This window comes from Streptomyces composti (assembly GCF_012034205.1).
Lineage (GTDB): Bacteria > Actinomycetota > Actinomycetes > Streptomycetales > Streptomycetaceae > Streptomyces > Streptomyces composti.
Genome location: NZ_JAATEM010000021.1, coordinates 30,800 through 44,850, shown reverse-complemented (window position 1 = coordinate 44,850; position 14,051 = coordinate 30,800). Strand labels below are relative to the sequence as shown.

Below are 14,051 nucleotides of genomic sequence, written 5' to 3'. Positions count from 1 at the left end.
GAGGGGACGGCTCAGACGAGGCGGACGGGCTTCTCCGGGCGTATGCCCTGCCGGGCCAGCCACAGCCGCAGCGCGGTGGGGTCGCCGCTCTCGATCAGGGTGAGGACCTGCGGGGACAGGTCGGGAGCCCGCTCCCCGCCGACCAGCAGCACCGGGCCGTCCAGCCAGTCCAGACCTGGCACCGCGCCGGCCGTGTCCATCGCCGCGCAGCACACCATCGCGGTGATGTGGTCGGCCAGAAGCTCGCGGGGGGTGCGTGGCGGTTGCAGCGGGAAGAGGGGCAGGCCCCGGTCGTCCCAGACCTCCCCGGTCTCCGGCCCCGGCTCGGCGAAGGCCCTCCGGGCGGCACGGGCGGTACCGGCGGCGGCCTCCTCACGGGCCAGCTCCGCACTGAGGCGGGCCGCCAGGGCGGCGCTTCTGGGCGTGGTGGGGGCGAGCTCCTCCTCGTCCTCGGCGAAGGCCGGGGGCGGGGGCGAGGAGGCCGGCACCGGTGCCGACGAGGGCTGCGCCGGCGTGGTGGACGCCGGATCGGCGGTGCCGGTGGGGGCGGGTGCGGGAGCGGCGGGGTGGTGGCCGGCCTGGCCGGGACGCGCGGGGGCGGAGGTCAGGGACGACGAGGCTGCGGAGGCCGGGGGCGCGGGCGGGCCCTCCGCCGCACCCGTGGGTGCGGACCCACGGGCCGGGGCGGCAGCGGCCGCGTGCTCGGCCACCGGCGCGGCACCGGTCGGGTCGGCGGAGGCCGGCGCCACGGAGGTGGAGGTGGAGGCCGAAGTCGCGGGCGCCCGAGCCGGGGCGGCCGGGGCCGTGTCCTGCTCCGCGGGCGTGGTACCGCCCGCATCCGCGGGCGCGGGGGCGGAGTCCCCGGAGGCCGGAGACGCGGAGGCGGAGTCCGCGGGGGCGGAGTTCCCGGAGGCCGGGGACGCGGGCGAGGGGGTCGCCGGGGCAGCGGTGGACGCGTCTGGCTCCACGGGCGTGGCACCGGTCCCGTCGGCGGGCGCGGGCGCCGGGGACGCGGGGGCGGGAGGGGCGGACGCCGAGGTCGTGCGGGCCGGGACGGCGGAGGAGGCGCCCTGGGCCTCCCGCGCTTCCTGAGCCGGCGGAGTCGTCAGGTGATCGAGTACGCGCGAGAGGGTCGGGGCGGCGGACCCCGGAGGGTCGTCCGCGGGGCCGGGGCGGACGCCGAGGGTGTCCAGGACCCGGTGCAGGCGGGCCGCGTCGGCACGCCACTTGCGGTCCACGACCTCCTCCGGGTAGTCGGCCCAGTGGACCGGCGACCAGTCCTGGTCGGGGTCGGCGGGACCGCCGTGGAAGAGGCGGGCGGCCAGCAAGGAGGTCGCCTCGTCCACCATGCCGGGCTCCTCCAGCAGGTCGCAGGCGGGGCGCTCGCCGAGCCGGGAGGCGAACCCCTCGGCCAGCCGGTCCCGGCGGGACAGCTCCGTGAGGGCCGCGACCACGCCCGCGTTCAGCCGGGAGGGCCAGCGGCCCATCCGCCAGGCGGGCAGCGCCACCCGGGTCAGCAGCCGGTCCCAGCCCGCGTAGGCGAGCCCCACCTGCTCCTGGGCGACGATCCGCAGACCGTAGTCCACAGCCTGTGCACGCTCGGCCGCCGCCGAGGCGACCCCGCGCTCCATCTCCGCGGCATGTACCCGGCAGCTGCGCAGCAGCAGGCGGGCCACCCAGCCGACACCGGCCAGCACCGCCCGGTACGCCGGCCCCCGGCCGGGGGCCGAGGCCACGGCCACCGCCGCGTCGAGTCCCCGGACGAAGCGCCGGGCCGCGGCTATGTCCGGGTGCGCCGAGGGCCCCGTACCCGCCACCACCGGCGCCAGGACGGCGCGCAGTTCGCCGACCCGCATCCACCACAGGAACGGTGAGCCGATGACGAGCACCGGCGCGGCGGCCGAGCGGTCCGGCAGGTCCTCGCCCGCACCGGCTATGTCGTCGTGCTCCACCTCGGGCGGCGGGTCGTGCGCCGGATGGGTGCGGTCCTCCAGCCAGCTGTCGCAGTCCGGGGTGAGCGCTATGGCCGAGGGGGCCGGGACGTCCAGCCGGTCGGCGAGGTCGCGCACCAGCCGGTACAGGTCGGGGGCGGCCTCCTCGGTGATCGCGACCGTGGGGCTCACGGCGGGCCGGGACCGGGCGACGACCAGGGCGACCCCGGCGGCGGCCAGCAGGACCAGAACGGCGACCGGGGTGACGACCGAGCGGGCCACGTCCCAGCCCGTGCCGGGCAGATGCCCGGTGGAGCCGCCGGCGAGCAGGATCACCGCAGCGGCGGCGGGGAGCAGGGCGACGGCCAGGGCGCGGCTGCGCACCCGCAGCACGGCGACCGCCCGGGAGCGCGCGGCCTGTGCGCCCGCCTCCACACCCATGCCGTGTCCGCTCATGACCCGACCTCACCCCCTCCCGACGGTCCCGACTGTCCTGGCTTTGCTCACTCCCCCACTGTGGCACCCGCCACTGACATCGCAATGCCGGTGGGCCAAGTGCCGGAACGCTTGCGCGGCACCATAGTTGGGGCCCCGTCCCCCGTCAGCCGGATAGCTCATCGCTCACTCGATGGAATGGCTTTGGGGAAAGGTGGATGACGGACAGCAAGGATCAGGCCCCGAATCCTCAGACGGATCCGGGGCCCTGGACGTTGTGCGGATGAGCCGTGGCCGGGCCTACGCGCCCTGCGCCGCGGCCTCGGCGGCCTTCGCGGCGATGTCCGTGCGGTGCTGGGAGCCCTCGAGGCGGATGCGGGCCACGGACCGGTAGGCGCGCTCGCGGGCCTCGGTGAGATCCGCGCCGGTGGCGGTCACGGACAGCACCCTGCCGCCCGCGCTGACGACGCTGTCGCCCTCCTTGCGGGTCCCCGCGTGCAGCACATAGGCGTGCGGGGCGTCCTTGGCGGCGATCTCGTCCAGGCCGGTGACCGGGTCACCGGTGCGCGGGGTGCCCGGATAGTTGTGCGAGGCGATCACGACGGTGACCGCGGCCTCGTCGCTCCAGCGCAGCGGCTCCAGATGGGCGAGGTTGCCGGTGGCGGCGGCCATCAGCAGCCCGGCGAGCGGGGTCTTCAGCCGGGCCAGCACCACCTGGGTCTCCGGGTCGCCGAAGCGGGCGTTGAACTCGATCACCCGCACACCGCGCGAGGTGATCGCCAGGCCGGCGTAGAGCAGGCCGGAGAACGGCGTCCCGCGCCGGCGCAGCTCGTCCACGGTCGGCTGCAGCACCGTCTCCTTGACCTCGTCGACCAGCTTCGGGTCGGCCCACGGCAGCGGGGAGTACGCCCCCATGCCGCCGGTGTTCGGCCCCTGGTCGCCGTCCAGGGCGCGCTTGAAGTCCTGGGCGGGCTGCAGCGGCACCACCGTCTCGCCGTCGGTCACGGCGAACAGGGAGACCTCGGGGCCGTCGAGGTACTCCTCGACGACCACCCGGTCGCAGGCGGCGGCGTGGGCCTTGGCCGCCTCCAGGTCGTCGGTGACCACCACGCCCTTGCCCGCGGCGAGCCCGTCGTCCTTGACGACGTAGGGGGCGCCGAAGGCGTCGAGCGCGGACGCCACCTCCTCGGCGGTGGTGCAGACGTACGAGCGCGCCGTGGGCACGCCGGCGGCCGCCATCACGTCCTTGGCGAAGGCCTTGGACCCCTCGAGCCGCGCGGCCTCCCTGGACGGGCCGAAGACGGGGATGCCCGCCTCGCGCACGGCGTCGGCGACACCGGCGACGAGCGGCGCCTCCGGGCCGATCACCACGAGATCGGCGCCGAGCCGGCCGGCCAGCGCGGCGACGGCGGCGCCGTCCAGGGCGTCGACCTGGTGCAGTTCGGCGATCTCTGCGATGCCGGCGTTGCCGGGAGCGCAGTGCAGGGCGGTGACGTCGGGGTCGAGGGACAGGGAGCGGCACAGGGCGTGTTCGCGGGCGCCGGTTCCGATGACGAGGACCTTCACGGGGGTCAGCCTAACGGGAGCCGCGCGCTTGGTTTTGTGCGGGCTTCCGAAGAGAGGAGGGAGAGGTGTTTGTATTTTTCTCCGAACTCGAATCGGTGAGCCGCCCTCCGGGCCCGGTGGGTGTCCGCCGAGCCCGGTGCTCCCGGTGCCGCTACTCGTGCGTGATCTCCTCGACGACCGTCGCGCCCAGCTCCTTGATGATCAGCTCCTGCCCGGAGAGGGCGGACTCGTCCAGGTCGGGGTCGTCGTCCTCCGGGATGTCGTCCTCGGGCGAGACCGGGGCCGGCGCCTCCGGAGCGGCGGGGCGTGATGCCGCCGGGGCGGAGGCGGTCGGGCCGCTCGGTGCGGAGGCCGACGCCGCGGGGCCCGGCCCGTGCGGCGCCGGGGATCCCGGGCCGCCCCCGGTGGCGCCGCCCTGGCCCGCACCCGGACCGCCGTACGAGGGACCGCCCGCGCCGCCGGGCCCGTAGCCGGTGCCGCCGCCCCCGCCGTGGCGGCCTCCGCCGGGGCCGCCCGGGGACGGGGCGCCCCCGCCGCCGGACGGGTCGACGATCGCCTCGATCCTCCACTGCACGTTGAACTGCTCCGCCAGCGCCTGGCGCAGCACGTCCTCGCTGCCGCTGCTGAGGAAGTTGTCCCGGGCGCCCGCGTTGACGAAGCCGAGCTGGAGGGTGGTGCCGTCGAAGCCGCTCACCTGGGCGTTCTGGCTGAGCAGGATCCAGGTGAAGCGACGGCGGTTCTTGACCGCCTCCAGGATGTCCGGCCAGAGCCCGCGCGGGTCGAGACCGCCGGCGGCCGGGGCGGCCGGGGCGGCCGGCTGCGCGGGCGCCGCCTGCCCCGCGGGGGCCGGAGTGTTCCCGGCACCGGGCGCGGACGGAGTACCGGGCCCCTGGCCGCCACCGCCGGCCGGGGCGGCCGTGGGCCAGCCGCCGGGACGGCGCCCGCCGCTGCCCGCGGGGGCGGCGGTGGGCCAGGCGCCGGGCGCCGGGGTCGAGGGTGGCGCGGCCGGAGCCGCACCGGGTGCCCCCTGGGCCGGGGGCCCGGCGGGGCGGGGTGCTGCGGGAGCGGGCGCGTCCGCAGCAGCGGCTGCCGACACGGCACCCGGGGCTGCTGCGGCGGCCGGAGCCGCACCGGCACCGCTGCCCGCGCCGGGAGCCCGCACCGCAGCCCTCGCCGCGGCAGGACCGCCTCCCGGCGGGACCGGGGCACCGCCCGGCGCCTGCCCCTGACCGGCTCCGGCACCCCCCTGTGCCGGAGCCGGCACATGCGCGTCGGGCCCGGGCACGTACCCCATCGCGGGCACACCTGCCCCGGCACCCGCCCCGGAGACGTTCACCCCGCGCTCGATCCGGTCCAGGCGCGCCATGACCGACCGCTCGTCGCCGTACGCGGCCGGCAGCAGCACTCGGGCGCAGATCAGCTCCAGCTGCAGGCGCGGCGAGGTGGCACCGCGCATCTCGGTGAGGCCCTCGTTGACCAGGTCGGCGGCGCGGCTGAGCTCGGCGGGGCCGAACGTCCCGGCCTGCGCCTGCATCCGCTCGACCACATCGGCGGGGGCGTCGATGAGCCCCTTCTCGGCCGCGTCGGGAACGGCGGCCAGGATGACCAGGTCCCGCAGCCGCTCCAGCAGATCGGCGACGAAGCGGCGCGGGTCGTTGCCGCTCTCGATCACCCGGTCGACGACCTCGAAGGCGGCGGCGCCGTCGCCCGTGACGAACGCCTCCACGATCGAGTCGAGCAGCGAGCCGTCCGTGTAGCCGAGCAGGGCGGTGGCCATGGCATACGTCACACCGTCGTCCCCGGCGCCGGCGAGGAGCTGGTCCATCACCGACATCGAGTCACGCACGGAACCGCCGCCGGCGCGCACCACGAGGGGCAGCACCCCGTCCTCGACGGGGATGTTCTCCTTGCGGCAGACCTCGGCGAGGTAGTCCCGCAGGGTGCCCGGGGGGACGAGACGGAAGGGGTAGTGGTGGGTCCGGGAGCGGATCGTCCCGATGACCTTCTCCGGCTCGGTGGTCGCGAAGATGAACTTCAGATGCTCGGGCGGCTCCTCGACGACCTTGAGCAGCGCGTTGAAGCCGGCCGACGTGACCATGTGGGCCTCGTCGATGATGTAGATCTTGTACCGGCTGCGGGCGGGACCGAAGAAGGCCTTCTCGCGCAGGTCGCGGGCGTCGTCCACGCCGCCGTGGGACGCGGCGTCGATCTCGATGACGTCGATGGAGCCGGGGCCGTTGCGGGCGAGGTCACGGCAGGACTGGCACTCGCCGCAGGGGTCGGGCGTGGGGCCCTTCTCGCAGTTCAGGCAGCGGGCCAGGATCCGCGCGCTGGTCGTCTTGCCGCAGCCACGCGGACCGCTGAACAGGTACGCGTGATTGACCCGGTTGTTCCGCAGCGCCTGCTGCAACGGGTCAGTGACATGCTCCTGCCCGATGACCTCGGCGAACGACTCCGGGCGATAGCGGCGGTACAGCGCGAGAGACGACACGCCTACGAGGTTATAGGCGTCCACTGACATCCAGACCCGCCCGCAGAACCGGCGCCCCCGGCGCCCGACCGTCCCCGGGAACGCGAGCGCCCCCCACGCACCCGCCAGAGCCGACCTACCCTTGCTGCCTTCCGGCCCTGGGGGAGTTCAGTCAGATAGCGCCGCGTGAGGGGCTCCGCACAGGCTACCTCATCCCCCGGGAGCGGAACGAGTTCGCGAGCACTCCTCACGGTCATGTAATGTTTCCGGCGGAGGATTCGCCTAGCGGCCTAGGGCGCACGCTTGGAAAGCGTGTTGGGGGCAACCCCTCACGAGTTCGAATCTCGTATCCTCCGCAGCCGCCCGAGAGGGCGAGACGAGGGCCCCACCGGTCACCGGTGGGGCCCTCGTCGTTGTTCTCGCCGTCTCCCGTCGCGCCGTCCTCTATGACTTGAGCCACTCCAGGATGTCGCGGTTGAGGACGTCGGGGTGGGTCGAGAGCATGCCGTGCGGGTAGCCCTCGTAGGTCTTCAGCGTCCCGTTCTTCAGGAGCTTCACGGACAGGGGGGCCGAGTCCTCGTAGGGCACGATCTGGTCGTCCGTGCCGTGCATCACCAGCACCGGCACCTCGATCTGCTTCAGGTCCTCGGTGAAGTCGGTCTCCGAGAAGGCCTTGATGCACTCGTAGTGGGCGTTGGCGGCGCCCATCATTCCCTGCCGCCACCAGTTGTCGACCAGCCCCTGGGAGACCTCCGCGCCGGGCCGGTTGAAACCGTAGAACGGTCCGGAGGCCACCTCCTTGTAGAGCTGGGAGCGGTTGGCGGCGAGAGAGGCGCGGAAGCCGTCGAAGACCTCGATCGGCGTGCCCTGGGGGTTGCTCTCCGACTTGACCATGATGGGCGGCACCGCGCCCACCAGCACGGCCTTCGCGACGCGTCCCGGCTTGGCCCGCGCCACATACCGGGCCACCTCTCCGCCGCCGGTGGAGTGGCCGATGTGCACGGCGTCGCGCAGGTCCAGGGCGTCGGTCAGCGCCGCGACGTCGGCGGCGTAGGTGTCCATCTCGTGACCGCCGGCGGTCTGTTCGGAGCGCCCGTGACCGCGCCGGTCATGGGCGATCACCCGGTAGCCCTGCTGCAGGAAGAACAGCATCTGGGCGTCCCAGTCGTCGGCACTGAGCGGCCAGCCGTGGTGGAACACCACGGGCTGCGCATCCCGCGGCCCCCAGTCCTTGTAGAAGATGGCCGCCCCGTCGGACGTCGTGACCGTGCCCATGAATACTCCTCCGTGTGATGGCTCGAGATGGCAGCACCGGTCCGCCCCGGGCGCACGGCAGCGCGTGCGGCGATTTCGGGCGCCCGAAGGCAGTGCGCTCAGGACGCAGGACTGCCCGACGCACGTGACCGAACGCACGGCAAACACCCTACGCCTGGGTGATGAATCACTCATTTCGGAATGTTTCGTACCTGTGAACGGCCGGTCAATCGAGCACCTCTGCGGCGGGGCACCAGGCGAGCGCGATTTTCATCTGAAGGTTCCATTCCTCAGCTACCTGGGATCGAAAGGTTACGAAGGCGTAATCACCGCAGAAATGGCGGGAAAATGCAGGCGGAACAGTGGCCTCCACCACAGCCCCGGGCATCGGCGCCTGTTTCAGTTGATCTTGACCACGCGGACGCTCCACGCCTCTCGGTGTCCTCTCCTCCACGACACGGCGGGGATCGCGACCGCAACCAGCACGCACGTTCACGGGGAACAGATGTCTTTCGGGACGACCGACCGAACTCTCTTCACGCGCGGTACCGCTGTGCTCGTCTCGGCACTCACCGCGGGCGCCGTCCTCGCCACCATCACTACCTGAAGCAGAAGGAGCGGAACGCGAACCTCTCGGGACGGGCTCAGCTCCGCTTCGGCTGGCCCGGCTTCGGCTGCACGGGCGCGGTGGCGGTGGCCATCGGCACCCATCTGCTGCCCGCCGCCAGGATGGTGAAGATCGTCAAGGTCGCGAAACGCGTCGGCGTGCAGCGGATCGTGAGCGCGATCAAGGCGATCCGCAAGGGCAAGAAGCACACCCTGGCCAACGACCTCCAGTGGGTGGGAACCCAGCTCCTGGGGCTCGAAGGCGTAAAGGCCGCCTGCTCGTAGCGACGATCGAAGGGAATCACGTGCTGGCAGCGAGCACAGTCCTCGCCTGCGAAACCCTGCTGGTCGTGGCAGGCATCATCTGGATGCTCGCCGTCGTCCGTACCGGGGCGCGGGTTGCCGGGGCAGACCGGCCTCGCCTGGGGCTCATCCAGCCGACGGAAGAAATGATCACCGCCGCGGCCCTCAGCCTGGGGGCCGGGTGGGCCATCACCCGCCACTCCGTGCCGAATCTGCTGGTCCTCGCGATCCTCGGCATCGTCCTTCCCGCCATGGCGGGCATGGCCCTGGCGCTGATGGTCCGGCAGGAGGAATCGCCCACGCGGAGCGTGCGGGGGTGGCTGGTGCTGCTCGTTCCGGTCATCGGGGGCGGAACGGCCGGACTGGCACCGCACATGCTCTGACCGGCGGACGAAGCAGGCGAGGGGGCCGGGGATTCCGTCGGCCCCCTGCCGGTGATCGGGAATCCGCATGAGCAGCCGTCGGCGCAGGCACTGGCCGGGGCCATGTCCTGCCGACGGCTGCCCGCTCAGCGGGCCGCGAGGAGTTCCAGGGTGTCGATGACGCGGTGGGAGAAGCCCCACTCGTTGTCGTACCAGGCGACGACCTTGGTGTGGCGGCCGTCGAGCAGGCCGGTGGCGGCGAGGGTGAAGGCGCCGTGGAGATGGCCGCGAGCCGGGTGCCCCGCTCGTGGGCGGCGAGCAGCGCCTCGACGACGGCGGGCCGCGGGTCGTCGCGGTCGGGGTTGCGGTGGCCGGGGATGAAGACGATGTGGGCCCAGCCCAGCGCGTCCAGGCCGTCGGCGACCGAGCACGACAGCCCGTCGGCGCCGGCCACGAGCCCGGGCGCCGCCCCGCACACCCGCACCTCGCAGGGCGTGCTCGCGCGGGTCGTGAACACCTGCGCGGGGATCCCGACGTCGAGCGGCTTGGCACCCTCGAGCACGAGCACGGCGACCCGGCGCAGACGGCCGGAGGGGGGGCGAGACGGCACCGGGCCAGGGCACGAGGCCCCGGGCGGTGCAGCCCGCGCGGTGAGAGCCGGGCGCCGCGAGCGGGAGAACCCAGGTGCCGGGAGCGGAAGGCATGGGCGCCGCCGGCGGGGACGGGCCCCGTGAGCGGGAGCGTGGGTGTCTCGTGCGGAGAAGTGCCGGAGGCCGGCGGCGTCGGCGTCAGCGGCCACCACTGGGGCCGTAGGGCTCCAGGAGCTGGTCGACGGGGGCGTGGTCGTCGGTGAGCGGGCGGGCGCCGGCGATCCATGAGGTGAGGGCCTTGCCGGTGGTGATCCGCCAGCCGGTTCCGCGGGCGTCGAGCGCTTCCTGCAGCGCGCGCGGGTCGAAGGGGCGGTCGGAGGCGAGGAGGAGCATGTTGCCGCCCTCGGGGCGGGTGCCGCCGACAGGTCCCGCGAGGGCGGTGTGCGCGAAGGTCCGGGCGAGAGTGGCGGCCTCGGCGCGGGCGAAGGCCAGGGCGCCGTGGTCGATGATGTTGGCGGCGTAGAGGCCGTCCTCGTCGAGCACCCGCCGTACGTCGCTCATCGCCTCGGCGGTGGTGAGGTGCCAGGGCACGCTGAAGCCCCCGAAGGCGTCGCCGACGACCAGGTCGCGGCTGCCGGTGTCCAGCCGGCGCAGTCCCAGCCGGCCGTCCTCGGTCCGTACCTCGACGCCGGGCACCGAGCCGAGGCCGAGCCGCTCGCGGTCGATCCGCACGACCCCGCTGTCGATCTCGGAGACGACGCTGCGGGTGCCGGGCCGGGTGGCGGCGAGGTAGCGGGGGAAGGTGAGCCCGCCGCCGCCCAGGTGGTAGGCGGCCAGCGGCTCGCCCTCGGGGCGGGTGGCGTCGACCACGGCGGCGAGGGCGCGTACGTAGGTGAACTCGAGGTGGGTGGGGTCGTCGAGGTCGACGTAGGAGTGGCGGACGCCGTCCAGGAGGAGGGTGCGGCCGCCGGGGCGGCCGGGGTCGGTGACGACCTGGGCGCAGTGGTACCGGGTCTCCAGGTCGCAGGCGCCGGGCGCGACCGTGGTGGCCAGGCCGCCGGCCATCACGGCCAGGGTGAGGGCGGGGGCGCCGCTCCAGCCGCGCGCCCGCCACTGCACCAGCGCCGAACCGGCCACCAGCAGCAGGCCGAGGCCGATCAGGATGCCGCTGACCGGTAACCGCGACACCAGGACGAAGCCGGTGAGGACGGTGCCGGCGATGGAGCCCGCGGTGCCCACGCCGGACAGCCGCCCGACCACCGTGCCGGTCTCGGCGAGGCTGGTCAGCCGCAGCTTGGTCACCATCGGTGTCACGGCGGACAGCAGGGCCCCCGGGACCAGGATGGTCAGCGCCGCGGTCAGCAGGAGCAGCGCGGGTGCCCGCTCGGCGGCGGTGCGCAGCACGGCGGGGGTGAGGGCGACGACGGCTCCGGACACCCCGAGGGCCGGGCCCAGGAGCCGGCGGGGGTCGATCTGGTCGGCGAGGCGGCCGCCCGTCCAGGAGCCGACGGCGATCGCGGTGAGGGCGACGCCGATCACCATGGTGCTGGTCTCGAGGGTGAGCCCGAGGTAGGGGGCGAGCAGCCGCAGGGCGACGATCTCGACCACCAGCACCGCGGCCGAGGACGTGAACACCAGGGCGACGGCGGCGCGGGGGCCCAGGCCCCGGGGCGGACCGGCCGGCGGGCTCCCGGTGACGGGTGAGGAGGACCGAGGGGTCGTCACCTCGCCATCGTGGCACGGGCCCTGGGCGTGGGACGGGGAGTCGACCGAAGTGCGCGTCAACACCGGTCGCGCCCTTCACCGGTCCGGTACGGGCGCTCCGGTGCCGGCAAGGGCGGCTCAGGTCCGGTACGGGGACGGGCCTGGACCCGGCAGGCGTCCGCTCCGGGCTTCACCGACGCCGCGTCAGCGCGGGGCGCGCCCCTCGGGTTCACCCTGGCTCGTCGCCTGCAGGTCCGCCAGGAGCTCCGCCTGGCCGGCCAGGACGCCGGAGAGGATGGTCCGGGCGACGCGCAGCAGCTCGGCGACATGCGGGCTGGTGAGCGAGTAGTGAACGGTGGAGCCCTCCTTGCGGGTCACCACCAGGTTGGCCCGGCGCAGCACGGCCAGTTGCTGGGAGAGGTGGGCCGGTTCGATGCCCACCTCGGGGAGCATCTCGGCGACCGCGTGCTCGCGTTCGCTGAGCAGTTCCAGGACCCGGATGCGGGCCGGGTGGCCGAGGGTTTTGAAGAACTCGGCCTTCAGCTGGTAGAGCGGCGTGCTCATCGTGCCGTCGCCTCCCCAGCGGTCCGGCCGCACGGTCCCGCCGGCCGCGCCCCGGCGCCTCGCGTGCACACAGTCGTCACCCACATGCGGCCCATCCTCGCCTGCGGCACCGGCCGCACCCAAGCGAGGCGGTGTGAAGTACGTCGCGTGAGGGCCCGGGGGCCGTTCCGCGCCGGCCGCGGGCTCAGCGCAGGGCTCCGTCCTCGGCGGCGCTCGGGGTGCGGGCGGGCGGGACGGTGAGGACGCCGGTGGTCTCCAGGTGGTCCCGGGCGGCGCGGATGGCCTCGGGGGTCGTCGCGAACTCCCGGCCCGTGGGCCGCAGCAGCTCCAGCGCGCCGACGGAGTCGAGGACCTGGCGCTGGCCGGGGCGTATGCCGGAGGCGAGCACGAGGATGCCGCGCCGGTTGAGCTTCTCCACCGCGTCCTTCAGGACCAGGGCGCCGGTGGCGTCCATGGTGGTCACCCGGGACATGCGCAGGATGACCACGCGGACGTCGGCCACCTCGGACAGCTCCAGCAGGAAGCGGTGGGCGGCGGCGAAGAACAGCGGGCCGTCGATGCGGTAGGCGACGATGTGCTCGGCGAGCAGCGCGTGCTCCTCGGCGCTGTGGTCGCCGCGGTCGAGCGGGACCTGGTCGAGGCGGGCCTGCTTGGCGACGGCGCGCAGGGCGAGGGCTCCGGCGACGAGCAGGCCGGTGATCACGGCGTAGACGAGGTCGAAGGCGAGGGTGGCGACCGCGGTCAGGACCAGGATCAGCGCGTCGGAGCGGGTGGCCTTCGCCATGGCGCGCAGGGAGCCCACCTCGACCATGCGGACCGCGGTGGCCAGCAGCACGCCGGCGAGCGCGGCGAGCGGGATCCTGGACACCAGGGGGGCCGCCGCGAAGACGATCACGGCGAGGACCGCGGCGTGGGTGAGGGAGGCGAGGCGGGAGCTCGCGCCGGTGCGGACGTTGACCGCGGTGCGGGCGATGGCTCCGGTCGCGGGGACGCCGCCGAACAGGGGCGAGGCGATGTTGGCCAGGCCCTGGCCGAACAGTTCGCGGTCCGGGTCGTGCTTCTGGCCGACCGTCATGCCGTCGGCGACGGAGGCCGACAGCAGGGACTCCAGGGCGGCCAGCGCGGCGACCGCGACCGCGGGGGCGAGCAGGGTGCCCAGCTCACCGGGTTCGAGGAAGGACAGCGAGGGCGCGGGGAGCCCGGCGGGGAGGTCGCCGATGGGCTGCGCGTCGTCCAGGCCGGCGACCTGGGCCACCACCGTCGCGGCGATGACCGCCACGATCGAGAAGGGCACGGACGGGCGCAGCCGGGCGCCGATCAGCATGACCGCGGCCACCGAGACGGCGAGGGCGACGGCGGTCCAGTTCGGGGAGTGCCAGAACTCCTGGACCGCCCGCCAGGTGACGACGAGCACCCGCTCGCCCTCCGGCTTGGGCACGCCGAGGGCGTTGGGCACCTGCTGCAGGGCGATCACGCAGGCGATGCCGAGGGTGAAGCCCTCCACCACCGGTGCGGGCACGTACTGCATGTACTTGCCGGCCCGCAGCACGGCGAGGGCGACCAGCATCAGCCCGGCCAGCAGGCCGACGGTGAGCACACCGCCCGGGCCGTGCTGGGCGACGATCGGGACGAGCACCACCGTCATGGCGCCGGTGGGCCCCGACACCTGGAGGTTGGAGCCGCCGAACAGGGCGGCCAGGGCGCCCGCGACCACGGCGGTGGCCAGGCCGGCCTCCGCGCCGAGCCCGGAGGACACCCCGAAGCCGAGCGCGAGCGGCAGCGCCACGATGGCGACGGTCAGCCCGGCCAGCAGGTCCCTGCGGGGGTCGCGGCCCATCTGCTTCAGGTCGGCGCGGGCAGGCAGCAGCGAGACGATCCGGGCCCCGGCCCGGCGGATCCTGGAGCTCATCGCGCGGCGACCTCGCCGTCCCGCAGCTCGGTCAGCAGCTCGTTGCGGCCGGCCAGCATCTCGGTGAGGATCCGGCGCGCCGCCCGCATCAGATCGGCCACGTCACCGCCGGCCAGCTCGTAGACGACGGTCGGGCCCTCGCGGGTGGCGGTGACGATCCCGGACCGCCGCAGCACCGCCAGCTGCTGGGAGAGGCTGGACGGCTCCACCTCGATCTCGGTGAGCAGCTCGCGCACCGGCCGCGGCCCCTCCTGCAGCAGCTCCAGCACCCGGATCCGTACCGGGTGCCCGAGCATCCGGAAGAACTCGGCCTTGGCCTGGTACAGCGGAACGGACACGACTCCTCGGCTTCCCCAG

The 14,051-nt window shown here is 74.4% G+C and carries 11 protein-coding genes, 1 tRNA gene, 1 other RNA gene and 2 pseudogenes; 3 read left to right on the top strand and 12 right to left on the bottom strand.

Annotation, left to right across the window (positions count from 1 at the left end; genetic code table 11):
• Positions 1-11: 11 nt before the first annotated feature.
• The 4 genes from HCJ93_RS18235 to ffs form a co-directional block, all read right to left on the bottom strand.
• Positions 12-2,387 (bottom strand): hypothetical protein, encoded by a 2,376-nt coding sequence (locus tag HCJ93_RS18235; RefSeq protein ID WP_167996793.1) that lies wholly within the window; start codon positions 2,385-2,387, stop codon positions 12-14.
• A gap of 279 nt (positions 2,388-2,666) precedes the next feature.
• On the bottom strand, positions 2,667-3,932 hold the full coding sequence (purD, locus tag HCJ93_RS18230; protein ID WP_167996792.1) for a phosphoribosylamine--glycine ligase: 1,266 nt from the start codon (positions 3,930-3,932) through the stop codon (positions 2,667-2,669).
• Between the two features lie 151 nt (positions 3,933-4,083).
• Positions 4,084-6,423 (bottom strand): DNA polymerase III subunit gamma and tau, encoded by a 2,340-nt coding sequence (locus tag HCJ93_RS18225; protein WP_167996791.1) that lies wholly within the window; start codon positions 6,421-6,423, stop codon positions 4,084-4,086.
• 79 nt (positions 6,424-6,502) lie between these two features.
• Positions 6,503-6,601, bottom strand: an RNA gene (ffs, locus tag HCJ93_RS18220) — signal recognition particle sRNA small type.
• A gap of 72 nt (positions 6,602-6,673) precedes the next feature.
• On the opposite strand from ffs, the gene HCJ93_RS18215 reads away from it, so the two are divergent.
• A tRNA-Ser gene (locus HCJ93_RS18215) sits at positions 6,674-6,758 on the top strand.
• An 88-nt stretch (positions 6,759-6,846) separates the two neighbouring features.
• Here HCJ93_RS18215 and HCJ93_RS18210 read toward each other — a convergent pair.
• Positions 6,847-7,677 (bottom strand): alpha/beta fold hydrolase, encoded by an 831-nt coding sequence (locus HCJ93_RS18210; protein WP_167996790.1) that lies wholly within the window; start codon positions 7,675-7,677, stop codon positions 6,847-6,849.
• A gap of 205 nt (positions 7,678-7,882) precedes the next feature.
• Positions 7,883-8,086: a hypothetical protein gene (locus HCJ93_RS18205; protein ID WP_167996789.1), complete on the bottom strand. Its 204-nt coding sequence runs from the start codon at positions 8,084-8,086 to the stop codon at positions 7,883-7,885.
• Between the two features lie 263 nt (positions 8,087-8,349).
• On the opposite strand from HCJ93_RS18205, the gene HCJ93_RS18200 reads away from it, so the two are divergent.
• Both HCJ93_RS18200 and HCJ93_RS18195 read left to right on the top strand, forming a co-directional pair.
• The gene (locus tag HCJ93_RS18200) at positions 8,350-8,547 is read left to right on the top strand and encodes a hypothetical protein (protein ID WP_167996788.1); all 198 of its coding nucleotides are present in this window, start codon (positions 8,350-8,352) and stop codon (positions 8,545-8,547) included.
• Between the two features lie 65 nt (positions 8,548-8,612).
• The gene (locus tag HCJ93_RS18195; RefSeq protein WP_167996787.1) at positions 8,613-8,948 is read left to right on the top strand and encodes a hypothetical protein; all 336 of its coding nucleotides are present in this window, start codon (positions 8,613-8,615) and stop codon (positions 8,946-8,948) included.
• 125 nt (positions 8,949-9,073) lie between these two features.
• Here the strand turns inward: HCJ93_RS18195 and HCJ93_RS30205 are convergent.
• The 6 genes and pseudogenes from HCJ93_RS30205 to HCJ93_RS18170 form a co-directional block, all read right to left on the bottom strand.
• Positions 9,074-9,229: pseudogene (locus HCJ93_RS30205) on the bottom strand (type I glyceraldehyde-3-phosphate dehydrogenase); the annotation flags it as partial.
• Between the two features lie 26 nt (positions 9,230-9,255).
• Positions 9,256-9,489 (bottom strand): annotated as a pseudogene (locus tag HCJ93_RS30200) (type 1 glutamine amidotransferase family protein); the annotation flags it as partial.
• Positions 9,490-9,715: 226 nt separating this feature from the next.
• The gene (locus HCJ93_RS18185; RefSeq protein WP_167996786.1) at positions 9,716-11,242 is read right to left on the bottom strand and encodes a fused MFS/spermidine synthase; all 1,527 of its coding nucleotides are present in this window, start codon (positions 11,240-11,242) and stop codon (positions 9,716-9,718) included.
• Positions 11,243-11,425: 183 nt separating this feature from the next.
• Complete coding sequence (locus tag HCJ93_RS18180; protein ID WP_167996785.1) at positions 11,426-11,785, bottom strand: ArsR/SmtB family transcription factor; 360 nt, start codon at positions 11,783-11,785, stop codon at positions 11,426-11,428.
• 184 nt (positions 11,786-11,969) lie between these two features.
• The gene (locus HCJ93_RS18175; RefSeq protein WP_167996784.1) at positions 11,970-13,694 is read right to left on the bottom strand and encodes a SulP family inorganic anion transporter; all 1,725 of its coding nucleotides are present in this window, start codon (positions 13,692-13,694) and stop codon (positions 11,970-11,972) included.
• On the bottom strand, positions 13,691-14,032 hold the full coding sequence (locus tag HCJ93_RS18170) for an ArsR/SmtB family transcription factor (RefSeq protein ID WP_167996783.1): 342 nt from the start codon (positions 14,030-14,032) through the stop codon (positions 13,691-13,693). Before HCJ93_RS18170 ends, HCJ93_RS18175 begins: the two co-directional genes overlap by 4 nt.
• Positions 14,033-14,051: the final 19 nt, after the last annotated feature.